A 23,028-nucleotide genomic window follows, 5' to 3' on the forward strand; every position below is an offset into this window, starting at 1 on the left:
AGGACGTGATCGGGGCGACAACAATGATTGCGAAGATGATTGTGAAGGGGGCACTGATAAAAACCGTGTCAAGAAATGCATTGAGCAAACACCATCGCAGGCGATTTTTTAAAATTAATCCCTTATTATATGGGAACTGACTACCTACAACCGTATTCCTGGATCGCTTAATGACATCGCCTCACTTATTACCTCAAACGTCACCCCAAGGCGACCCCTCTTCATCAGCTGCGATACCTGATCTGCGCCTGACGCAAATAATGGCATGGCTATCCACGCTGGAAAGCCATCCAACCGTTGCCGCATCAATCCGCCCAGCCTCTGCTGACGCCAGTTTCAGGCGTTATTTCAGAATCGATGCGATTGATCCGGATGCAGTCGATGGCGCGACCCTGATCGTGATGGATGCCCCTCAGCCGCAAGAAGACGTGCGCCCGTTCATCTTTGTTGCGGGCCTGTTTAGTGATGCCGGAATGTCAACACCAAAAATTCTGGCGCAAGACATTGAACAAGGCTTTTTACTGCTATCCGACTTCGGACCGACAACTTATTTGCAGCAACTTAACGACGACAACGCCAACGCGCTGTATTTAGAGGCAATTGATGCACTGGTTAGCCTGCAAACGCATAGCAAACCTGATGTGCTGCCTGAATATGATCGGGCTTTCTTATTAAAAGAATTACAAATTTTCACCGAGTGGTACATCGGCAAACATTTGAACGTCACATTAACGGCCGAGCAATCTGCTAGTCTCGACGCAGTTTTCAACGCGATCCTCGCCAATAATATGGCGCAGCCGCAAGTTTATGTCCACCGCGACTATCATTCGCGCAATCTGATGGCATTGCCAACAGGCAATCCCGGCGTACTCGATTTTCAAGGCGCATTGTATGGGCCGATTACTTACGACCTGGCCTCCCTACTCCGCGATGTCTATCGCCCTTGGGAAGAAGCGCAAGTGCTGGATTGGGTGATTCGCTATTGGGAACGTGCAAAACGTGCCGGTTTGCCGGTCGCGCCCGACATTGACACCTTTTATCGCGATTTTGAATATATGGGCTTGCAACGACATCTGAAAATCCTGGGCTTGTTTGCCCGCCTGAATTATCGCGATGGCAAAGCGGCTTACATGCAAGATTTACCGCAAGTAATGGACTATGTGCGCAAAACTGCACTGCGTTATCGCGAATTGATTCCATTGGTACGCTTGATCGATAAACTGGAAGAAACACCTCAGACGATAGGCTATACGTTTTAAAAACCTGCGCGGGATTTCATCACAAAAATTTGAACACAAATTCTGATGACGCTATTCCCGCACACTTCTTCATAATATTTACGCCTAACCGAGCAAACTGAACTCCATGAAAGCAATGATTTTTGCCGCAGGTCGCGGTGAGCGTATGCGCCCACTGACTGACACCACTCCTAAACCCTTGCTAAAAGTACGCGGTCGTCCATTGATCGTCTGGCATATCGTCAATCTGGTCCGCGCAGGCATCACCGACATCATTATTAACCACGCGCATCTGGGCCAATTAATCGAAGATACGCTTGGCGATGGCAGCAAATTCGGTGCCAAAATCACCTACTCCGCCGAGGGCACCGCACTGGAAACCGCCGGCGGCGTCGCGAAGGTGCGTCATTTGCTGGGCGATGCGCCATTTATTGCCATCTCCGCAGATATTTATTGCCCGCATTTCAATTTCGAGCAGGTAAAAACCACACTCGAAGATAACGATTTATGGGGTGTCCCGCATCCGATCGAGACGCGTGACGTGGCTTGGCTATACCTAGTCAAAAATCCAGCCCATCATCCAGAAGGCGACTTTGCCGTACATAGCTTTTCCGTTTCTAATGAGGGTGAACCTCGGTTTACGTATTCCGGCATTGGCGTCTTCCGTCCGATGATGTTCGACGCCATTGCATCTGGCGAATTTGGCAAACTGGCCCCCATCCTGCGTGAATACGCAGCTCGCAACCAAGTTGGCGGCGAGGTGTATCGTGGTGACTGGACGGACGTTGGCACCATTAAACGTCTGGAACAATTAAACACGCCAATGTAACTGCTCTGCATTGCCGTCAAGAAAATACAGACCAAGGCGATATACGCAACGCATTTACACACCGCACACAACGACATTCAAGGATGCACATGACTCCCTATTCCACACGACGTGCTCGGCTAATCAACCTGATGCAGGCCCAAGGTGGCGGCGTAGCCATCATTCCTACCGCGCCGGAAGTCATGCGCAACCGCGATGCCGATTACCCGTATCGCCACGATAGTTACTTCTATTACTTATCAGGCTTTATGGAGCCAGAGGCGGTCGTCGTCCTGATTGCATGCGAAAACCCGCGCACCATTCTGTTTTGCAGAGAAAAAAATCTGGAACGCGAAATCTGGGATGGCTATCGTTACGGTCCCGATGCCGCTCGCGAGAAATTTGGATTTGACGCCGCCTTCCCGATCGAAGCGATGGCAGTGGAAATGCCGAAACTGCTGGCTGACGCGCCATCTGTGTTCTATGCCCTTGGACAAAACGACTACGATGAAAAGCTGCAAGGCTGGCTAGGCAGCGTGCGCGCAATGGGACGCGCTGGCGTCGTCGCGCCGTCAACCATTCACAATGTGCACGTGTTGCTGGATGAAATGCGCCTATTTAAAGACGCGGACGAAATTGCATTGATGCGCCGCGCTGGCGTGATCTCTGCCGAAGCGCATTGCCGCGCCATGCGGATCTCCCGTCCAGGTCTGTACGAATACACGCTGGAAGCAGAATTGCTGCATGAATTCCGCCGCAAGGGTTCGCAATACCCCGCCTACGGATCGATCGTTGCCACTGGATCTAACGCCTGCGTGCTGCATTATCGGGCCAGCGATGCGGTGCTGAAAGACGGCGATTTGGTCCTCATCGATGCAGGCTGCGAATTGGATAGTTATGCCGCCGACATTACGCGCACCTTCCCGGCCAACGGCGTGTTTTCCGGCCCGCAAAAAGAATTGTATGAGATCGTACTGGCGTCTCAAAACGCCGCGATTGAAGTCACGCGTCCGGGCAAGCATTTCATGGATGGTCACGACGCAGCGGTCCGTGTATTGGCGCAAGGCATGCTGGATACCGGTTTGCTGAATAAGAACAAAGTCGGGACGCTTGAAGATGTGATTGCAAATGGTGATTTCCGCCAGTTTTATATGCATCGCACCGGCCATTGGCTGGGCATGGATGTGCACGATGTCGGCGAATATCGGGATTTGAATGCCGCAGTTGCAGAAGGTGAATCAAAGCCATGGCGTGGTCTGCAACCGGGCATGGTGACGACCGTTGAGCCGGGTATTTATGTGCGTCCTGCAGAGGGTGTCCCAGAAAAATACTGGCACATCGGGATTCGGATTGAAGACGACGCATTGGTCACAGAAACGGGCTGCGAAATCATGACGACCGGCGCACCACGGACCGTCGCGGATATCGAAGCGCTGATGCGAAACTGATAGATAAATGATCGCTACCCTTCTCCCCGATATTTCCAATAGTACTGATCTTGCCTCTGTAATTGCTGCAAACAATGCGCCCGCCGATCTGACTGCCGACATCGCTATTTGCGGTGCCGGGCCGGTGGGAATAACGTTGGCAGCATTGTTGGTTAAACGCGGCGTAGCACCTGATCGGATCACACTGATTGACGGCAAGCCAATCGATCAGGCACGTCTCGATCCGCGTACGATTGCGCTGTCTTATGGTAGTCGCCAGATTCTGGAAAATATCGGTGCGTGGCCATTGCCGGTCACACCCATACATGAAATCCACGTTTCTCGTCGCGGACATTTCGGCCGCACCTTAATCGATCGGCGCGAATATCAACTCGCTGCGTTAGGTTATGTCAGTCGTTATGGAAGCTTAATCACTGCGTTGGCGGCCTTGCCTGCGTTGGAGGGAATTCAGCTTTTGCGGCCGGTGCATGTCAGCGATAGCAATGAAGAGAATGATGGCGTCGTCATGCGGCTATCCGATGGTCGGACCCTACGTAGCGCAATTATGGTGCAGGCCGAAGGCGGCCTCTTCGGCGAGCAGGCTGGCAAGGCGATGCAACGAGATTACGATCAATGTGCGATTGTTGCGCATGTGGAGACTAGCGCAGCGATTGCGCACCGGGCGTTTGAACGGTTTACTGATCAAGGGCCGCTGGCGCTTTTGCCGCAGGATGATGGCTATGCGTTGGTTTGGTGTGTGCGTCCAGCGACCGCTACGCACTTACTTGGATTGGATGATGGGGCGTTTTTGCATGCGCTGGAAGATGCGTTTGGTGGACGGGTTGGGCGTTTCGTTCGAGTATCGACGCGGCATAGTTTTCCGCTTGGATTGAATGCTCAGGTGGTTCCTGCGAACTCATCGGCTCGGATTGTCGCTATTGGGAATGCTGCGCAGACTTTGCATCCTGTGGCTGGGCAGGGGCTTAATCTTGGATTGCGGGATGCAGCTGTGTTGGCTAAATTATTATCGCAAAATTTGTCTTCAGCGGCGGTGGAGGCATTTGCTGCCAGCAGGAAGACTGATCGCAATATGACGATTCGGATGACTGATTTGCTGGCGCGGGTTTTTGCTAGTGCACCGGAGGGAGCGGTTTCGCAGACGTTGCTGGGGTTGTTGTTGGGGTTGGTGGATGCGATTCGGCCGGCGAAGGATTTGCTTGCTGAGCAGATGATGTTTGGGAGGCGTTGAGAATATTGTTGTTTAACACGGTTAGCGCTCCGTTGACGCTTTGTCAAGGGCGGCCCGAGCCGGCTTGCATCAACGGAGCACAAACCGTTTCAATTACCAACAAACGCCCCCCGTACGACAACATCCAATCAACAAACAAAAAAACCGCCCCAAGCATTCGCCCAGAACGGTTTCTTCATCAAGCCAAAAACCAGGATTAATCGACAGCCTTCACCATCGACTCAATCACTTTCTTCGCATCCCCAAACACCATCATGGTTTTATCCATATAAAACAACTCGTTATCCAACCCGGCATAACCAGAGGCCATCGAGCGTTTGTTGACAATGACCGTTTTGGCTTTGTAGGCCTCCAGAATCGGCATCCCCGCAATCGACGATTTTGGATCTTTCGCCGCCGGATTCACCACATCATTCGCGCCCAGCACCAGCACCACATCCGCCTGGGCAAACTCACTATTGATGTCTTCCATCTCAAACACCTGATCGTAGGGCACTTCTGCCTCGGCCAACAACACATTCATATGCCCCGGCATGCGTCCTGCCACCGGATGAATCGCGAATTTCACGGTCACGCCTTTGTGCGTCAGTTTCTCCGCCAGCTCCATCAATGCATGCTGTGCCCGCGCCACCGCCAAGCCATAGCCCGGCACGATAATGACGGTTTCCGCATTGCCTAACAGAAACGCCGCATCGTCGGCCGAGCCCGATTTCACCGGCCGCTGCGCCTGCGCACCACCCGTGGTTGCCGCTGCCGCATCGCCCCCAAAGCCGCCCAGAATCACATTAAAGAACGACCGATTCATCGCCTTGCACATGATGTACGACAGAATCGCCCCGGACGACCCGACCAGCGAACCAGCAATAATCAGCATCGCATTGTTCAGCGAAAAGCCAATTCCGGCCGCGGCCCAACCGGAATAACTGTTCAGCATCGATACCACCACCGGCATATCCGCGCCGCCAATCGGAATAATGATCAGCACGCCCAATGCAAACGCAATGATTGTCATCAAAATAAACGGCAACCACGATTGCGTCGCTACAAAGATGATGCCCAATACCAGCATGGCGATTGCCAGCAACAGGTTAATAAAATGTTGCCCTTGAAAGCTGACCGGCGCGCCCTGGAACAGACGGAACTTGTATTTCCCGGACAGCTTGCCAAACGCAATCACCGATCCAGAGAAGGTAATCGCCCCAACAAACGTCCCGATAAACAATTCAATCCGATTGCCGACCGGCAATGCAGCACCATGCGCGGCAATTCCGAACGCCCACGGCTCCGACACTGCTGCCACCGCAATACACACCGCCGCCAACCCAATCAACGAATGCATCGCCGCGACCAGTTCCGGCATCTTGGTCATCTCGACACTTTTGGCCAGATACGCACCGATACCGCCACCGACGACGACACCACCGGCGACTAACCAGAAACCGAATCCGGCACCTTGCGACTCAACTTTCAGTTTGATGATCAGCGCAATCGTCGTCAGAATCGCCAGCGCCATGCCGCCCATCCCGAACGCATTCCCGCGCCGCGCCGTCGACGGATGCGACAACCCTTTTAAAGCCTGAATAAAACACACCGAAGCAATCAGGTAGAACATTGTGACCAGGTTCATGCTTAACAAATTCGCGATTTCGGCACCCATCAATGCGCTCCTGCTTTGGCTTTAGTTTCGGCGTCAACGGCAAGCGCTTTCACCTTCGGCTCTTTTTTCTTAAACATTTCCAACATCCGTTGCGTGACCAGAAAGCCACCAAAGACATTCACCGCCGCCAAGCCAACCGCCAGCGTTCCGGCAACTTGACCAACAATGCCTTCGGTCAATCCCGCCGCCAACATCGCGCCGATAATAATGATCGCAGAAATCGCGTTCGTCACCGCCATCAACGGCGTATGCAACGCCGGTGTAACGGTCCAGACCACGTGATAACCGACGTAAATCGCCAGTACAAAGATGATCAAATTTGTGATGGTGTGTGACACTTCCATACGTTTCCCCTTATGTGGCAAAACCGCAGTGACAGACTAAAGCACTGCGGCCTCCCCTAACTTCGTTTTACTTATTTCATCCCCGTGATGCTGTTTTTATCATCGACAAATACCACTTTCGGCACATGCGTAGCGACTTCAGCATCCGACAACGGTGCATAAGTACAGATGATCAGCAAATCGCCCAAATGGGCACAACGGGCGGCTGCGCCATTCAACGCAATTGCGCCACTGCCACGCTCAGCGCGGATCGCGTAGGTTGAAAAACGCTGTCCGTTATTCACGTTATAGAGTTCGATTTTTTCGCCTTCCAGAATGTCTGCCGCTTCCAGCAAATCTTCATCGATCCCGCATGAGCCCTCGTAGTGAAGGTCGGCCTGGGTGACGGTTGCGCGATGAATTTTCGCGCGTAACATGATGCGATGCATTACTTGTTTCTCCTTTGTTCGACGCTGTTGGCTTGCGCTGCCCTTGCTGCATTACTAGCATTTACAAGGGCTGGCGTAAGACCGAAGCAGTCTGCAATAACACTATTTAAATACATTACTTCCGTAGGACGTTACCGGCGCTACACAACAAAGTAGCAGCCACGATATCGTCCTCAAGATTGATGACCAGTCCGCCTTCTGGCGTAACGATCAACTTCAAAAAATCCAATACATTGCGCGAATACAGCGCGGAAGCATCGGCCGCGACCAACGCCGCCAGATTGCCTTCGCCGATGATATGCACGCCATGTCTGATCACGGTTTTTCCGGATTCAGACAACGGACAATTGCCGCCCTGATCGACTGCCATATCCAGAATGACGGAACCAGGCTTCATCGCCTTGACCGTCTCTTCGCTAATCAGGATGGGGGCTTTACGACCCGGAATTAATGCGGTCGTGATGATGATGTCGGCTAACTTGGCGCGTTCATGCACCGCCTCGGCTTGCCGCCGCATCCAATCCGCAGGCATTTGTCGTGCATACCCGCCGACGCCTTGCGCGATTTCGCGCTCTTCATCGGTGATAAATGGCACATCGAGGAATTTTGCGCCCAGCGATTCGATTTGCTCTTTGACCGCTGGCCGTACGTCCGATGCCTCAATAACAGCACCCAGTCGTTTGGCCGTAGCAATGGCTTGCAAGCCTGCAACACCCGCGCCCATGATCAGCATGCGCGCCGCTTTGACCGTCCCGGCCGCAGTCATCAGCATCGGCATGAAGCGTTGATAGGTATTGGCGGCCATCAGCACTGCCTTATAACCGGCGATATTGGCTTGCGATGACAGTACATCCATCGATTGCGCACGCGACGTCCGTGGTGCAGCTTCGAGCGCAAAGGCGGTCAGGCCGTGACTGGCCATCAGCGCAATGTTCTCAGCATCGAACGGATTGAGCATACCGACGATCACCGTGCCGCTTTTCAGCAACGCGTATTCGTCAGCGGCGGGAGCGCGTACTTTCAGTATCGTTTCCTGACCGAATGCCTCCGCTGCGCTACCTATTTGCGCGCCTGCAGCCGCATACGCTTCGTCAGTAATACTGGATGAGGTGCCAGCGCCCGATTGGACGATGACGTGATGTTTCGCTGCTACCAGTTTTTTGACCGTTTCTGGTGTCGCTGCGACACGGGTTTCACCCGGCCGCGTTTCGGCGGGGATGCCGATTTTCATGTAATTCTCCCTGATTGTAAAAATTCTTGTCGGCGATCCACCATTCTCATTTAAAGCGATTCGTCGATTACGCGGTGTTTCCCAGCGTTGAATGACGTTTAGCCTAGCTAAAATAGTAGAAGCGCAATAATGAAGTTACTACGTAAAAATACGGCTACGAATCTGGCAAAACCGGGGCGGCAACAACGACAACGGTCCTGATTTTTTGAACCAACTGAGGACCATCTGAGGCACGCCCGGACAACTCTGCCAGCGATCTTAGCGGAATTTTTGTTCATAAACAATATGACGAAGACGGTAACGCTGTGTATTCGCCAACTGCCGCATTATGTTGCAACGGATACACGGTATTGCGCGGGGCAATCGAAAAGTTGACAGCCACGTTAAAATGTCGGATTACCTGAGGAATTTATGACTGAAGTTTGGAAACCCTCTGTCACTGCGGCAGCTATTATTGAGCGTGATGGCCGTTTTTTATTGATAGAAGAACACACCAGTGACGGCATCCGGATCAATCAGCCAGCGGGTCATTTGGACCCACATGAATCATTAATTCATGCCGTGATACGCGAGACGCTGGAAGAAACCGCGCACGATTTCACGCCCACCGCACTAGTCGGTACTTATCTGGCGCGTTATTTCTCCGCACGCACAGGCAAAAGCAACACGTATTTGCGTTTTGCCTTTTGCGGAACGCTGGGCGCAAGCCATGATCGATCACTCGATCACGGTATTTTGCGTGTCTTATGGATGTCGCGTGACGAATTAGCCGCGTGTCCAGAACGCCATCGCAGTCCACAAGTATTGCAATGCGTCGATGACTATTTACGCGGCGACCGCATACCGCTATCGATGCTGCATACAGATCCTAGTGTCATCGGAAACAATCATGATTAACCAAAATAAAACAAAAAAACGCGTCGTTATCGGCATGTCCGGCGGCGTTGATTCATCCGTCTCTGCATGGCTACTAAAACAACAGGGTTACGAAGTCATCGGCCTATTCATGAAAAACTGGGAAGACGATGACGATTCCGAATACTGCTCAACGCGTGAAGATTGGATCGATGCGGTCAGCGTAGCCGACGTCATCGGCGTGGATATCGAAGCGGTGAATTTTGCAGCGGAATATAAAGACCGTGTATTTGCTGAGTTTTTACGCGAATATCAAGCCGGACGCACGCCTAATCCCGACGTTCTGTGCAATGCCGAAATCAAATTTAAAGCCTTCCTCGATCACGCGATGAAACTGGGGGCGGATTTTATCGCCACTGGCCACTATGCGCGTGTACGGCAAGCTCCGGCTGGCAACTTTGAGTTATTAAAAGCGCTCGATGCCAGCAAGGATCAAAGCTACTTTTTGCATCGATTAAATCAGGCGCAACTCTCCAAAACGTTGTTTCCGCTAGGCGAAATCCAAAAAACCGAAGTCCGCAAAATTGCTGAGCAAATTCACTTGCCGAACGCAAAAAAGAAAGACTCAACCGGTATTTGCTTCATCGGCGAAAGACCTTTCCGCGAATTCCTCAATCGCTATCTATCGTATCAACCCGGCCCGATGAAAACTGATGCTGGCGATACCGTCGGGCAACACGTGGGATTGAGTTTTTACACACTGGGACAACGCAAAGGAATAGGCATCGGCGGCATGCAGTCGCATAAAAATGCGGTTGGCGATAGCGATCCCTGGTACGTGGCCAAAAAAGATATTGAAAATAACACGCTGCATGTCGTTCAGGGCCACGATCACCCATGGTTGCTGTCTTCTAGCTTGCAAGCAGGGCAAGTCAGCTGGGTCGCTGGCGAAGCGCCGCAGCAAGTGCAATTGTCAGCTAAAACCCGCTATCGTCAGGCTGATATGGCGTGCAACTTCACCAGCGGGCAATCACAGGATGGCGAGGCTTCTGAAATTTTCACGTTAAATTTCGATGCCGCACAATGGGCCGTCACGCCGGGACAATCGGCGGTGCTGTATGAGGGGGATGTCTGTCTGGGCGGCGGCATTATTATCTCGAATGGCAACGATCTAAATTCGCTTAAATAATAGGGACGATTGGACGTCGCCTGCCGGTGGGTTTTCTGCGTTCATGCACAACGAACATCAATTACATCCGGCATCTTGTGCTTTGCATATAACTTAGTCCTATTCTGTTATCAGGCCCAATTGCCTATCGTTTCAGCGTGGCGCGCCGCTTGAGCGGTCTATAACACGGCGTCTGGCGTAGATATCCGCATATAAATGGCAAGTCATGTGTAACAAGAAATAAATAAAATAAGGTTTAAACTGATGCGGCAGGACTGATTTTAGCCCTGCCGTATCCACCATCACACCTCCGCAGCCGTTCTGTTTGCTTCCGCGCAAACACACCAATTCAGCGAATAAACGCACTATTTTTTCGCCGTTACACTTTATTACAAATAACTATTAGTTTTTAATTATCAATAATTAAAAACTATCTATCACACAATATCGTCCGCATTATTTCTAATTCAGAAATAGTGAATTATAAATTTCATTGTTTATTGTTAATAGAAGCCTCTATACACTTTGCTTCATCGATGGACGCAACACACAAGCAGCACCACATAGCAACACCGTACATGTGACGCAAGTGATCGTTCACCGAGGCAGGACCCGACGGGCTGCATTTTGCCTGTTCCGCCGAGCCCGGTGCTATCCCCCTAACTTTTTGGAGAACAAAAATGAATACCAAACAATTGATCGCTGGTTTAGTTATCTTAGCCGCCGCTGGTGCAGCTGCTGCAGTAACACCATATCCACCAGAAGCCCCTTTCACATCGACCAAGACCCGCGCCGACGTTCGCGCTGAGCTAGTCGTCGCACGTGAACAAGGCTTGATGGATCAAGGCAACGCCTATCCAATCCTGCCAGAAGAAAAAAGCAAGCTGACACGCGCCCAAGTAGAACAGCATGCGTCGGATAAATTAGAAACCGGTCTTTACACTGGCAACTAAATCATTAACGACTAGCAATTTAGGTTAAATTTGCAAAAACGTCGTGCTTATAAGCCATATAAGCAAAACGCCACCGAGAGTGGCGTTTTGCTATTATGCAAAGCATCTTATGCACAATAAAAAAGCAGCATATCCGTTGCAGGTCACCCATCGCAGCTGCAACACACAACAAATTAGGCTTCACCATGCGGCTCCTCGCTTTGACTTTGCCACAAAACATCCTGTCTTCAGGCTTCGCCATCAAGACGACTTCACATCAAACATGGTTGATGCGTTTTTCGACCTACTTCACTCCTCTTGCCCTCCTTCTACTGTTGATGCTACTGAATGGTTGCGCCAGCTTTTCCGGGATCGATCCGCAAGCACGACTCAGTGACGGTCACACAATCGACGGCAGAATCTTGAACAGCAGCGCAACGATGGATGCCACGCAGATTAACGCGCAATGGCCGACCGTCACGTGGTGGCAAGCCTATCGCGACCCGCAACTCAACCAATTAGTAGCGCAGGCAATCGCCGATAGTCCCTCCATCAAGATCGCACAAGCCCGGATTCGCCAGGCCAGCGCCATGGCGGGTATCGCTGAGGCAGGAACCCTGCCAAAAATCGGCGCAGAAGCATCGCTCACGCGCGAATTGTTCACCAGCGACGGTTTATATCCTGCGCCATTAGGCGGCGGCTGGGACTGGAGCAACGATGCGCGCATCAAAGCCAGTTATGACCTCGATCTGTGGGACAAGGATCGCAATACGCTAGAAGCTGCACTCGACAATGTGCACGTCAGCGCGGCTGAGGCACGCGCTGCGCAATTAAGTCTGGAAGGCACTGTTGTACGCAGCTATCTGCAACTGGCGACCCAATTTGTATTAAAAGATATTACCGAGGCATCTCTGGCGCAGCAGCAAGCGATCGTCAACATTGCGCAACGCCGTCTGCATGCCGGTATCGGCACCGGGCTTGAAGTCAGTCAGGCTGAAACGACATTGCCGACTACCAGCGCCGCGATTGAAAAAATCAACGAAGCCATCGCCCTGTCGCGTAATCAGATTGCCGCGCTAACGGGTCAAGGCCCCTCCGCAGGCGACGCCATTCAACGCCCTGTCCTGGCTAAAAATATGGCTGCGAATGTATCCGAAAACGGCGCTGATCATTCTGCAGAAAAGCAGCTGGCGAGCAGCACCGCGTTGCCGATTGCACTTCCCGATAACATTCCCGCCAATTTAATTGGACGCCGCCCCGACGTAATCGCCCAGCGTTGGCGCGTAGAGTCATTGACCAAAGATATTGCAGTCGCCAAAGCAGGGTTTTATCCGAACATCAATATTTCCGCCTTTATCGGTTTTGAGTCGATTGGCTTAAGCCGTTTTCTTACCGGCGATTCGACCGTGCGTGGCTTTGCGCCAGCGATTTCTTTACCCATCTTTGACGGCGGCCGCCTGCGCGCTAATCTCGGTGCGCAAACCGCCATCCTCGACGCTGCCATTGAGACTTACAACAACACGCTGTTGCAATCGCTGCAAAGCGTCGCTGACCAAATCGTCAAATTAAAATCGATAGAATTGCAGCGCAATCAGTCAGAGCGCGCTATGGCGCTGGCAGAAAAATCAGCCTCACTCGCGAAGCGCGGTTTCAAAGCAGGCCTGACTTCTTATCTGAACGTGATTCAAACCCAAATGGCAACTCTGCAAGAGCAGCAAAGAGTCGCACAAACACGGGCCGCGTATCTGGATGCATGGGCGCAGCTGATGCAATCGCTCGGCGGCGGTCTGGGAGATGATTTACCGCATCCTCCAGCAGCGGCTAACGTAGCGGCTAAATAAGCATCCTCCCATGCAAACCTATCTCCAGCCATGAGCGAACTCATCCAGAAAACAATGCCATCTGATAATGATTGGCTGCGCCGTTTGAAAAATGGCAGCGGTGCGTGGCTGTTCGCCCAAGCGCCCAACTTGCTGCACATGATTAAGACGTTGCTAGCAATTTTGCTGGCAATGGGCTTATCGATGCTGTTCGATTTATCCAAGCCCGGCACAGCCATGATCACCGTCACGATCGTCATGCAGCCCGGCAGCGGGCTGGTGATGGCGAAAGGCTTTTATCGGTTTTTGGGCACCTTGGTCGGGGTCGTCGTCTCATTGATTTTGGCAGCGTGTTTTACGCAACAACCGGGACTATTTTTAATCGCCGGCGCTTGCTGGATGGCGCTCTGCACCGCCGGCTCAATTACTTTCCGTAACTTTCAATCCTACGCCTTCGTGCTGGCCGGTTATACGTTGGTCATCGTGGGATTACCCGCAGCGCTGGCACCGGATCAGACTTTTGAGATCGCTACAACGCGACTCAGCGAAGTTATGCTGGGCTTGCTATGCGCAGGCATCGTCAGTGATGTGCTGTTTCCAACCCGCCTGTCCGATACCGTGCTGGCCATCATCGGAAAACGTTTTGCGCATTTTTCGCAGTTTGTGCAACTTGCGCAAGCCGACAAAGGCACTCGGCAATCTCAACGCACGCAACCGGATCGCGACAGCATGATGCTACGCCTGATCGGTGAAGTCATCGCGCTGGAAAACCTGCGCACGTCATCAACATTTGAAAGCGCTACAGGCCACTTGCAAAGCGACCACTTGCGCCAGTTGAATACCGCCTTTATGACGTTATCCACTACTTTTCATTCGCTTGATCAGCTTTTTCTGCGCTTGCAAAGCTCGGGAAAAGTTAATACCTTCAACGCGATCATGATGGAATACAACGCCATAGTTACCATCCTTAAAACCGACAAAGCCGATATTCCTTTTCAGTTACAGGAATGTCGCCAGCAATTGCAAGAAAGACTGGCCGCATTACGACGCGGTCTGAAACTCAGCATTACCGAAATGTTCCGGCTAGGCCCCAATCACAATGGCGACGCGTTGCTGGATTTCGACTCTGCCGCGGCGCTATTACTGCGCTTCACCGATGAACTGCGACTTTACACACGCATACACAACGCCGTACTCAATCGCGATAGCACGTTGCCCGACGATCTTATGCTGACCGCGCATTACGTCAACCGCACCGACCCTGTATTGGTCGTCATGTCTGCTTTTCGGGCCGCCGTCGGGTTCTGCATCTCGATGCTGTTCTGGCAGCAAAGTGGCTGGCCATCCGGTATCGACGCGGTGATATTCGCCACAGTAGCCAGCGCGTTATTCGCGGCTGCGCCGTCCCCCACAAAAACCATCATCGGCTTCATGCAGGGGGCCGCCCTCGGCGGGTTATTGGGTTTCGTCTGCGCCTACTATGTCCAGCCGGGGGCGCAAGACTTCACAATGTTATGCCTGTCATTGGCACCGTTTATTCTGTTCGGCACGTGGCTTACAACCCAGCCGAAACATGCCGGTATGGGTGCAGGTTTGCTGATATTTTTCTTGTCTTATGCTGCGGTCGGCAATGTGTATATGTTTGACTACGTGGGATTTTTGAACGGTATGGTTGGCGGCTTGATCGGCTGTGCTATCGCTGCGGCCACCTATATGATCATTGATCCGGCAGATAGTCGCTGGGCCAAAGTCCGCTTGGTGCGTGCACTGCGACGCCAAGTCGTCAACGGTTGCAACAAACCTTTGAACGGCTTGCTGGCACGTTTTGAAAGCGGCACCCGCGATCTGGTAGGGCGCTTTGCCATGTCGCATTCCATTGCCAGCGAAGATGATCGAGAAGTCATGGCGTGGTTACTGTCGGTGTTTGAAATTGGGCGCGCAGTGATTCACTTGCGTGACGATATTAGTATCGCCAACGCCCCTTTTAACAATGACGCCCACATGATCAGCGCTGACGGTATGGCAGCGCATCAGGAGATCAACCGCAGCGTAGCGGCTATCGCCCATTTGTTCTCGCATGCACATTCAAAAGCGCGCAATCTGGAGATCACGCTGGATGCAGTGTTGATCGCCATTACTGCCTGCCGCGCAGCGCCAGCGATGCCAAATTCTGCTGCCGTGCTGGCTAACTTGCATCTGATTCGTACTTCATTACTTGAGCACACCGCGCCGGAATCCCTCATCAACAATCCTTCAACGAGAATTTACAATGCCGCGTGAAATCGCATTTCTGGATGCACTTATACCGACGTTACTTTTAGTATTTGTCGGCTGCGTCATCTTACAATTTGGCATTGATTGGTTGTTAAGCCGCTTGCGCTTGTATCGCTATGTCTGGCATCCAAGTCTATTCCGAATTGCACTATTTTTTTGTATTTTTAGCGGCGCAGGTTTATTGCTGCACGCTGCTTGAGACCTCTATGAAATCATCGACTACTTTTAAACTTTTCCTGAAAATTGCGATCACGCTGATCGTCGTTGCGCTAGCCTTTTGGTTGACGCGCGCTCTGTGGGATCGCTATATGAATTCACCATGGACGCGTGACGGCAGAGTCCGCGCAGACGTCATCAGCGTCGCAGCCGATGTTTCAGGACGTGTCATTGAAGTGCCGGTAAAAGATAACTCCTACGTCCACAAAGGCGACGTATTGATGAAAATCGATCCGGCGCATTACACGCTGGCGTTGGCAGAGGCCGATGCAACGGTCGCTCAGCGGCGCGTAGCGTTGAACATGAAACAACGGGATGCCGCACGTCGCGCGATGCTGGATGGCGATGTAATTTCAAATGAAAATCGCGAAAATTCCAGTGCCGATGCATCCTCAGCGCAAGCCATGTATCAGGCCGCGCTCGCCACGCGCGATATGGCTAAACTGAATCTGGAACGCACTTCAGTGCTTGCACCTGCCGATGGCTGGATTGCCAACCTGAACGTGCACGCTGGCGATTTTGCGCAAATAGGCGTACCTAAACTGGCCGTGATTGATGCTAGTTCATTTTGGGTTTATGGCTATTTTGAAGAGAATAAATTGCCGTTAATGCAGGTGGGGGATAAGGCTGAAATGCGCTTGCTTGGCAGCGATAAATTGCTGTTGGGTCATATTGACAGCATCGCTCGCGGGATTACTGATCGTGATAACGGGCCCGGCACTAGTGGCTTGGCGAACGTTAATCCTAGCTTTAACTGGGTACGATTGGCGCAACGCGTGCCGGTGCGGATTCATATTGATAATGTGCCGGAAGGGATTACGCTGGCGGCAGGGATGACTTGTAGTGTGGTTATTAAACCTGCTGCAACGAAGGAAAAAACGCTTTAGCCAACAAATACGCTTTTCAATCGCAGACAAATCCTCACCGCCCATCCAACAAACAATGGCGCGGTGAGTAACTCCTGATACGCTGACACCCTAAAAGTAATTTAATCCCAGCGCCGACTTAACCTCTGCCGTGGTTTGCGCTGCAACTGCTCGGGCTTTTTCTGTGCCTTGTTTTAGCAATTGCAGAATATAGCCACGGTCGCTTTCCAGCTGCTGGCGGCGTAGGCGGATCGGAGCGAGCAGTTCTTGCAAACAAGCTTCTAGCCGCACTTTAACGATGCTGTCAGCCAAACCGCCGCGTACATAATGTTCTTTCAATGTCGCCAAGCCTGCTTGATCTGGATCGAATGCATCCAGATAGAGGAAGGCAACATTCCCTTCAAGATGGCCCGGATCTTCAATCCGCAGATGTAAGGGATCCGTATAGACTTTCTTTACCGCTGCGCGAATCTCATCGGCGCTGGCACCGAGATTGATGGTATTACCCAACGATTTGCTCATTTTGGCTTTGCCGTCAATTCCTGGCAGACGGCCGATTTCTGGTACTAAAGCCTTCGCTTCGATCAGAATTTCACGTCCTGCCACGCGATTGAAGCGGCGCACGATTTCGTTAGTCTGCTCGATCATCGGGATTTGATCTTCGCCGACTGGGACTAATATCGCTTTGAATGCGGTGATATCGGCTGCCTGACTGGCGGGATAAGTCAAAAATCCCGCGGGGATATCACGCTCAAATCCACGTAAGCGAATTTCTTCTTTTACGGTGGGATTACGCTCTAAGCGCGCTACGGTGACGAGATTTAAATAGTAAAACGTAAGTTCGGCCAGCTCGGGGATTTGCGACTGAATAAAGATCGTCGATTGCAGCGGATCTATGCCGACTGCCAGATAGTCCAGCGCAACTTCGACAACATTCCGATGCACTTTGCCAGTGTCGTCCATATTGTCGGTCAGCGCTTGCGCGTCGGCCAGCATAATGAATTGTTGATAGGTGCTTTGGTAGGCGACGCGATTGCGCAGGCTGCCAACGAAATGACCGAGATGGAGAGGTCCGGTAGGACGGTCGCCGGTCAGAATAACGGGGGAAGTACTAGACGTTGCTAATGAATTCATGGGGATACACCTTAATCGCGATGAAGAAGTATAAACGTGTAAACCCCATTATTCGGAAGAATATTCACTTCTAACCGCATCAGGCGGCTGGCAAATCGTCCTCAATATAGGCACGTACGATGTCGTCAAAACTGGCGTCGCTGGTAAAGCCGAGTGCGTTTGCACGCTTGGCGTCCCATGCGCCAGGCCAGCTGGAGATAATTCGGTCGATCGCTGGATCGTGCTGCCATTCAACGCGGTTGGCGACTTCGGCACCGGCTACGCGTTCGAGGGCGGCCACCATTTCGCCGACTGTGACTGATACGCCGGGTAAATTGATGGTGCGGCTTTTGCCTAATGCTTCGGCGGTGAGGGTGTAGCCGTGAATCAGGCAGGCGATGACTTTGCGGGGCGATAACAGCCAGAGTTTGACGTCTGGGCCGACTGGACAGATTGCGGATTCGCCGCTGAGTGGCTCGCGGATGATGCCGCTGGCGAACGATGAGGCGGCTTTGTTTGGTTTGCCGGGGCGGACGCTGATGGTGGGGAGGCGTAGGACGCGGCCGTCGACGTAGCCTTTGCGGCTGTAATCGTTTAACAGTAACTCTGCAATGGCTTTTTGTGCGCCGTAGGATGACTGGGGGTTTAGGGCGGTGTTGTCTTGTACGACTGGCGGTAGTTCGCCGCCGAAGACTGCTACGGAGCTGGTGAATATTACCCGGGGACGGTGGGCGCATTGGCGGCAGCGTTCTAATAGCAATCTTGCGGCTTCCAGGTTGATGCGCATGCCGAGTTCGAAGTCGGTTTCGGCTTGGCCGCTGACGATAGCGGCCAGGTGGAATATTGCTACGGTTTCTGGGGTGATGGCGAGTTCTAGTAACTTGCTATCGGCTATGTCGCCGGTGATTTGATGGATACGGGGGTCGGTGAAGCCGGTCGCGGCTACGATATCGACCAATACAATTTTAGTGATGGTTTGGATTTGACCGTTGTTGTCGGGTAGGGTGCCTTGCTTTAATAGCTGGCGTGCCAGGCGTTGACCTAAAAATCCGGCTCCGCCAGTGATGACTACTTGCATGGGATTCTCTTCTAAAAGTTTATTGAATTCTGTTTAACTTGTTGCCGTATTTTGTCTGATTCGGGTCAGAGGGATTGTTAGATGGGGTTCGTGCTGATTTCGTTTGTTGGCAATTGAACTAACTCAAACCCATTCCCTCATCCACCCTAACCCATCAGAAGTCCGCCCCTTAGGCCGATACTCACACCCAACCCACCCCTCATAACCCAACTGATCAATCAACTCAAACAAATAGCCATAATTAATCTCGCCCAAATCCGGCTCATGCCGATCCGGCACCCCCGCAATCTGAATATGTCCAATCCCGCCATGCATCCGCACCATATCGCGCTTTAGCTTAACCGCGAGATCCCCCTCAACAATCTGACAATGATACAAATCAAACTGCACTTGCAAATTATCCACTCCAACCTCAGCGCAAATCCCCTGCGCATCATCCTGGCGATTCAAAAAAAATCCCGGAATATCACGTGTATTAATCGGCTCGATCACCAGCGTAATATCATCCGCAGCAATCCGCCCCGCCGCGTACGCCAGATTCTCCAAATACACCGCACGGTGCCGCGCACGATCCTGGTCCGGCTGAATCAGACCAGCCATAACATGCAACTTATCATTGCCAAGTACCCTAGCATACTCCAGCGCAAGATCAATACTACGTTTGAATTCTTCTTCGCGCCCCGGCAGTGACGCAATACCGCGCTCACCTCCAGCCCAATCTCCTGGCGGCGCATTGAACAACGCCTGCGTCAGACCGTTGCCTTGCAAACGCGCTTTCAATTCAATCGCCGGATACTCATACGGAAACAGAAACTCAACCGCCTTGAATCCATCTTTAGCTGCCGCTTCAAAGCGATCAAGAAAAGCATATTCGGTGTACATCATCGTTAGATTTGCAGCAAAACGTGGCATCGCCAAACTCCTCAATAATGACTTCGGCAACTTAAAAGCTGCCGATTGTCGGATAACTATTTATTCACCATTTTCGCTGAAGTCCGCGAAATAGCAAATGCCCCGATCACTAACATTCCGGCCAGCATAAACATGCCGCTTTCATTGCTGTGAGTCGTATCTTTCAGCCAGCCTACCAAAAACGGGCTAACGAATCCAGCCAGATTCCCGACCGAATTAATCACCGCGATACCGGCAGCGGCCGCTGTGCCGGACAAAAATGCAGTTGGTAATGACCAGAACAAAGGTGAGCAGGTCAACACACCCATCGCTGCCAGTGACAGGAAAGTGATAGCGATAACAGTGTTATCCGCAGCAAGCGCCGACACGACAAATCCGACCGCGCCCAGCAACGCTGGAATCATCAAATGCCAACGACGTTCACGCAAACGATCCGAACGGCGACCGATTAAAATCATCGCGAAGACCGCACATAAAAACGGAATCGCACTGATCAGACCGATGTTGAGTGCACCTTCAACGCCGGATGCCTTCACCAACGTCGGCAACCAAAACGTCAAGCCATACTGACCCATGACGATACAGAAATAGATCAGACACATGTGCCAGATACGCGCATCTTTGAATACACCGGCGGTCGATGTCGGGCTGACTTTATCTTTCTGATCGGCAACGATGGCGGCTTCAAGAAAGTCTTTTTCTGCTTCGGTTAGCCACTTCGCCTTACGGATACTGTTATCCATCACGAACAGAACAGCAACGCCAATAATCACTGCCGGAATCGCCTCAATCACGAACATCCATTGCCAGCCGTGCCAGCCGCTGGTACCGTTAAATGTCTGGATAATCCAGCCCGATAACGGGTTGCCGAAAATGCCGGATAACGGAATCGCCGCCATAAACGTCGCGACAACTTTAGCGCGGCGATGCGAAGGGAACCAGTACGTCAGATAAAGAATGATCCCGGGATAAAATCCCGCTTCTGCCAAACCCAGCAGAAACCGCAAAACATAAAATTGCGTCGGTGTTTGCACCCACACAAAACATGCTGATAACAATCCCCAGGTAATCATGATTCGGGCGATCCAGAGCTTTGCACCGACGCGATTCATGATCAAATTACTAGGTAATTCAAATAAAAAATAACCAAGGAAAAAAATTCCTGCGCCCAGACCGAAAACGGTTTCACTAAAACCCAGATCGACCGACATTTGCAGCTTGGCAAAACCGATATTCACGCGATCCAGATAAGCGATCACGTAGCACAGCATGATGAATGGCACGAAGCGCCAGAATACTTTTTTATACAAGCCGTCGGCATCGATAGGATGCTTGTTTGCGCCTGTTGGCTGACCGGAATTGGCGCGGTTCTGCCCCGGACTAATTGTTGATGACATCTTATCTCCGTCTTTTGATTTTATTGATTAATAATTGAACAGCGCACTTTTTACCAGCGCACGCCGAACGTCTTACACAACGCTTCAATCTCGGCAACGCTAAGCGCCGCCGGTTTGTCCTGCAACATCATCCACAAGCGCGCTGTTTCTTCTAACTCTTCCAATACATAAGCGGCTTGCGCAATACTTTGATGCCATACCACCGGCCCCAACCTTTCCAGCAAAACACCGCGTACTGAGTTCGCCAATAAACTGACTTGTTCAGCAACGCTGGCATGACCGGGAAGGCAATACGGAATCAACGGAATATGGCCGACTTTCATTACCTGATAAGGCGTAATCGGCGGCAATACGTCGTCTTTGCTCCAGACCCCGGCCAAGGTCAGCGCGACCAGATTGGTCGAGTGCATATGCAGTACCGATTGGGCGGACGAATTGTTGTCGTAGACCGCGCGATGCAGCGTCAGTGTCTTGGATGGCTTATCGCCGCTAATCCATTTGCCGCTGGCATCAACTTTGGCAATTCTGGCCGGATCCAGCAATCCCAGACAGGCATCGGTCGGCGTAATCAGCCAACCATCTTCTAGCCTCGCGCTGATATTGCCGGATGAGCCGACCGTGTAATTACGTTGAAACAAACTCGCCCCAACACGACATATTTCCTCGCGCAAAGCCGTTTCTTTCAGAGACGTCGAATGAGTCGTTGTACTCATCGCGCATCGCCCAATTGGCGCAACGCTTTTTCAAAGAAATCGACCGCGCCGAAGTTACCAGATTTGAGCGCCAACGCCACCGGCGTCTCGCCGATTGAAGTCGTCGCGGGAACGCCGGGATCAATCTGCTTGCCGATGCGTAACGCCTTAACATTGAGCGCCTGCACCACTGCGCCAGAAGTTTCGCCCCCCGCAATCACGAAGCGCCGCACGCCCAGGGCGAACAGACCGCGAGCAATTTCGGCCAGCGTATCTTCAATCAATGCGCCAGCGCGCTCTACGCCTAGCGTGGCTTGTACCTGCTTGACTTCGTCAGACGTGGTCGTAGCGTAAATCAGCGATGCTTGTGTAGCTAAATGTTGTGAGGCAAAGGCCAACGCGTTGGCAACAACCGGCTCACCACGGGCGACGGCTAATGCATCAATGCGGAAGGCCGGATGGTTTTCTTTCCAGTGCGCGACTTGCCCATTGGTAGCCAGCGATGCGCTGCCAGCTAACACCGCCGACCAACCTTCAACCGCTGGCAACGTGTTTGCCGGTGCATTTTCTGACGGGTTTAATAAACCAGCACGAATAAAATTACCGGGCAATCCCAACGCAATACCAGAACCGCCTGTCACCAGCGGCAATCCTGCACAAGCAGCACCAATCGCATACAAATCGGCATTTTCCAGCGCATCGACAATCGCCATGCGCACACCTTGCTGACGTAGCGCGGCGATTTCTGTCTGAATAGCCTCGGCCCCTTGCGCCACCACGGGATACCCCACCAAACCGACTTTGCCAGATGTTTGCTGTTGCAGTACCCGCACCAGATTGGCGTCTGTCATCGGCGTCAAAGGATGATTTTGCATCCCTGACTCGTTAAGCAATTGATTTTGGATAAACAGATGACCGCGATATAAGGTACGGCCAGTTTCCGGAAATACCGGACAGGCGATCGTGAAATCTGCCCCCAATGCGGCTAGCAAAGCATCGGTCACCTGACCGATGTTGCCTGCTGCAGTTGAATCGAAAGTGGAACAATATTTGAAGAAAAATTGTTGGCATCCTTGTTGCTGCAACCATGCCAATGCCGCCAATGATTCGGCCACTGCTTCAGTAGCAGGAATCGTGCGCGACTTTAGCGCGACCACGATGGCGTCAACGTCGGTCGGCGCGCACTCTGGAATTCCGATTGTCTGCACAGTGCGCATACCTTCGCGTACCAACATGTTAGCAAGGTCGGTTGCTCCGGTAAAATCGTCGGCGATGCACCCTAGCAGCGGCTTTGTTTGTGGGTTAACTGAAATCGACATCTGA

General features: G+C 52.1%; 21 protein-coding genes. 11 read left to right on the forward strand and 10 right to left on the reverse strand.

Features of this window, described 5'->3' with window-relative positions; translation table 11 throughout:
* The first annotated feature begins 170 nt into the window (after positions 1-170).
* The 4 genes from C7W93_RS12125 to C7W93_RS12140 all read left to right on the forward strand — a co-directional run bounded on the left by C7W93_RS12125 (position 171) and on the right by C7W93_RS12140 (position 4,722).
* Positions 171-1,259, forward strand: a complete 1,089-nt coding sequence (locus tag C7W93_RS12125) for an aminoglycoside phosphotransferase family protein (protein WP_108440230.1) — start codon at positions 171-173, stop codon at positions 1,257-1,259.
* A 106-nt stretch (positions 1,260-1,365) separates the two neighbouring features.
* Positions 1,366-2,067: an N-acetylmuramate alpha-1-phosphate uridylyltransferase MurU gene (murU, locus tag C7W93_RS12130; protein WP_108440231.1), complete on the forward strand. Its 702-nt coding sequence runs from the start codon at positions 1,366-1,368 to the stop codon at positions 2,065-2,067.
* A gap of 89 nt (positions 2,068-2,156) precedes the next feature.
* Positions 2,157-3,494, forward strand: coding sequence for an aminopeptidase P N-terminal domain-containing protein (locus C7W93_RS12135; RefSeq protein ID WP_108440232.1), 1,338 nt, complete (start codon positions 2,157-2,159; stop codon positions 3,492-3,494).
* Positions 3,495-3,501: 7 nt separating this feature from the next.
* Positions 3,502-4,722 carry an FAD-dependent monooxygenase gene (locus C7W93_RS12140; protein ID WP_108440233.1) on the forward strand — a complete coding sequence of 407 codons (1,221 nt, stop codon included), beginning with the start codon at positions 3,502-3,504 and terminating at the stop codon, positions 4,720-4,722.
* 196 nt (positions 4,723-4,918) lie between these two features.
* On the opposite strand, the gene C7W93_RS12145 is transcribed toward C7W93_RS12140, so the two are convergent.
* The 4 genes from C7W93_RS12145 to C7W93_RS12160 all read right to left on the reverse strand — a co-directional run bounded on the left by C7W93_RS12145 (position 4,919) and on the right by C7W93_RS12160 (position 8,382).
* Positions 4,919-6,379: an NAD(P)(+) transhydrogenase (Re/Si-specific) subunit beta gene (locus tag C7W93_RS12145; RefSeq protein ID WP_108440234.1), complete on the reverse strand. Its 1,461-nt coding sequence runs from the start codon at positions 6,377-6,379 to the stop codon at positions 4,919-4,921.
* Positions 6,379-6,723, reverse strand: coding sequence for an NAD(P) transhydrogenase subunit alpha (locus tag C7W93_RS12150; RefSeq protein ID WP_108440235.1), 345 nt, complete (start codon positions 6,721-6,723; stop codon positions 6,379-6,381). The genes C7W93_RS12145 and C7W93_RS12150 overlap by 1 nt, the downstream gene beginning before the upstream one ends.
* A 71-nt stretch (positions 6,724-6,794) precedes the next feature.
* Complete coding sequence (gene panD, locus C7W93_RS12155; protein WP_108440236.1) at positions 6,795-7,151, reverse strand: aspartate 1-decarboxylase; 357 nt, start codon at positions 7,149-7,151, stop codon at positions 6,795-6,797.
* A gap of 115 nt (positions 7,152-7,266) precedes the next feature.
* The gene (locus C7W93_RS12160; RefSeq protein WP_108440237.1) at positions 7,267-8,382 is read right to left on the reverse strand and encodes a Re/Si-specific NAD(P)(+) transhydrogenase subunit alpha; all 1,116 of its coding nucleotides are present in this window, start codon (positions 8,380-8,382) and stop codon (positions 7,267-7,269) included.
* A 411-nt stretch (positions 8,383-8,793) separates the two neighbouring features.
* Here C7W93_RS12160 and C7W93_RS12165 point away from each other — a divergent pair, with 411 nt between their 5' ends.
* The 7 genes from C7W93_RS12165 (at position 8,794) to C7W93_RS12200 (ending at position 16,534) form a co-directional block, all read left to right on the forward strand.
* Positions 8,794-9,279: an NUDIX hydrolase gene (locus C7W93_RS12165; RefSeq protein ID WP_108440238.1), complete on the forward strand. Its 486-nt coding sequence runs from the start codon at positions 8,794-8,796 to the stop codon at positions 9,277-9,279.
* Positions 9,272-10,426, forward strand: a complete 1,155-nt coding sequence (gene mnmA, locus C7W93_RS12170; protein ID WP_108440239.1) for a tRNA 2-thiouridine(34) synthase MnmA — start codon at positions 9,272-9,274, stop codon at positions 10,424-10,426. The genes C7W93_RS12165 and mnmA overlap by 8 nt, the downstream gene beginning before the upstream one ends.
* 659 nt (positions 10,427-11,085) lie before the next feature.
* Entirely contained in the window at positions 11,086-11,358 is a 273-nt protein-coding gene (locus C7W93_RS12180; protein ID WP_108440241.1) for a DUF4148 domain-containing protein, read from the forward strand.
* A gap of 185 nt (positions 11,359-11,543) precedes the next feature.
* Positions 11,544-13,178 (forward strand): TolC family protein, encoded by a 1,635-nt coding sequence (locus C7W93_RS12185; protein WP_161539924.1) that lies wholly within the window; start codon positions 11,544-11,546, stop codon positions 13,176-13,178.
* 30 nt (positions 13,179-13,208) lie between these two features.
* Entirely contained in the window at positions 13,209-15,437 is a 2,229-nt protein-coding gene (locus C7W93_RS12190) for an FUSC family protein (protein WP_108440243.1), read from the forward strand.
* On the forward strand, positions 15,427-15,630 hold the full coding sequence (locus C7W93_RS12195) for a DUF1656 domain-containing protein (RefSeq protein WP_108440244.1): 204 nt from the start codon (positions 15,427-15,429) through the stop codon (positions 15,628-15,630). Before C7W93_RS12190 ends, C7W93_RS12195 begins: the two co-directional genes overlap by 11 nt.
* Positions 15,631-15,637: 7 nt before the next feature.
* The gene (locus C7W93_RS12200; protein WP_108440245.1) at positions 15,638-16,534 is read left to right on the forward strand and encodes an efflux RND transporter periplasmic adaptor subunit; all 897 of its coding nucleotides are present in this window, start codon (positions 15,638-15,640) and stop codon (positions 16,532-16,534) included.
* A gap of 90 nt (positions 16,535-16,624) precedes the next feature.
* Here C7W93_RS12200 and trpS read toward each other — a convergent pair whose 3' ends face one another.
* The 6 genes from trpS to otnK form a co-directional block, all read right to left on the reverse strand.
* Entirely contained in the window at positions 16,625-17,647 is a 1,023-nt protein-coding gene (gene trpS / locus C7W93_RS12205; protein ID WP_108440246.1) for a tryptophan--tRNA ligase, read from the reverse strand.
* A gap of 79 nt (positions 17,648-17,726) precedes the next feature.
* Entirely contained in the window at positions 17,727-18,704 is a 978-nt protein-coding gene (gene denD, locus C7W93_RS12210) for a D-erythronate dehydrogenase (protein ID WP_108440247.1), read from the reverse strand.
* 123 nt (positions 18,705-18,827) lie between these two features.
* Positions 18,828-19,616, reverse strand: coding sequence for a 2-oxo-tetronate isomerase (gene otnI / locus C7W93_RS12215; protein WP_108440248.1), 789 nt, complete (start codon positions 19,614-19,616; stop codon positions 18,828-18,830).
* Between the two features lie 56 nt (positions 19,617-19,672).
* A complete protein-coding gene (locus tag C7W93_RS12220) occupies positions 19,673-21,013 on the reverse strand; it encodes an MFS transporter (RefSeq protein WP_108440249.1) in 1,341 nt (446 codons plus the stop codon).
* A gap of 50 nt (positions 21,014-21,063) precedes the next feature.
* The gene (locus tag C7W93_RS12225; RefSeq protein ID WP_108440250.1) at positions 21,064-21,726 is read right to left on the reverse strand and encodes an aldolase; all 663 of its coding nucleotides are present in this window, start codon (positions 21,724-21,726) and stop codon (positions 21,064-21,066) included.
* The gene (gene otnK, locus C7W93_RS12230; protein ID WP_108440251.1) at positions 21,723-23,024 is read right to left on the reverse strand and encodes a 3-oxo-tetronate kinase; all 1,302 of its coding nucleotides are present in this window, start codon (positions 23,022-23,024) and stop codon (positions 21,723-21,725) included. Before otnK ends, C7W93_RS12225 begins: the two co-directional genes overlap by 4 nt.
* Positions 23,025-23,028 lie beyond the last annotated feature (4 nt).

The sequence above is a fragment of the Glaciimonas sp. PCH181 genome (assembly GCF_003056055.1).
Lineage (GTDB): Bacteria > Pseudomonadota > Gammaproteobacteria > Burkholderiales > Burkholderiaceae_D > Glaciimonas.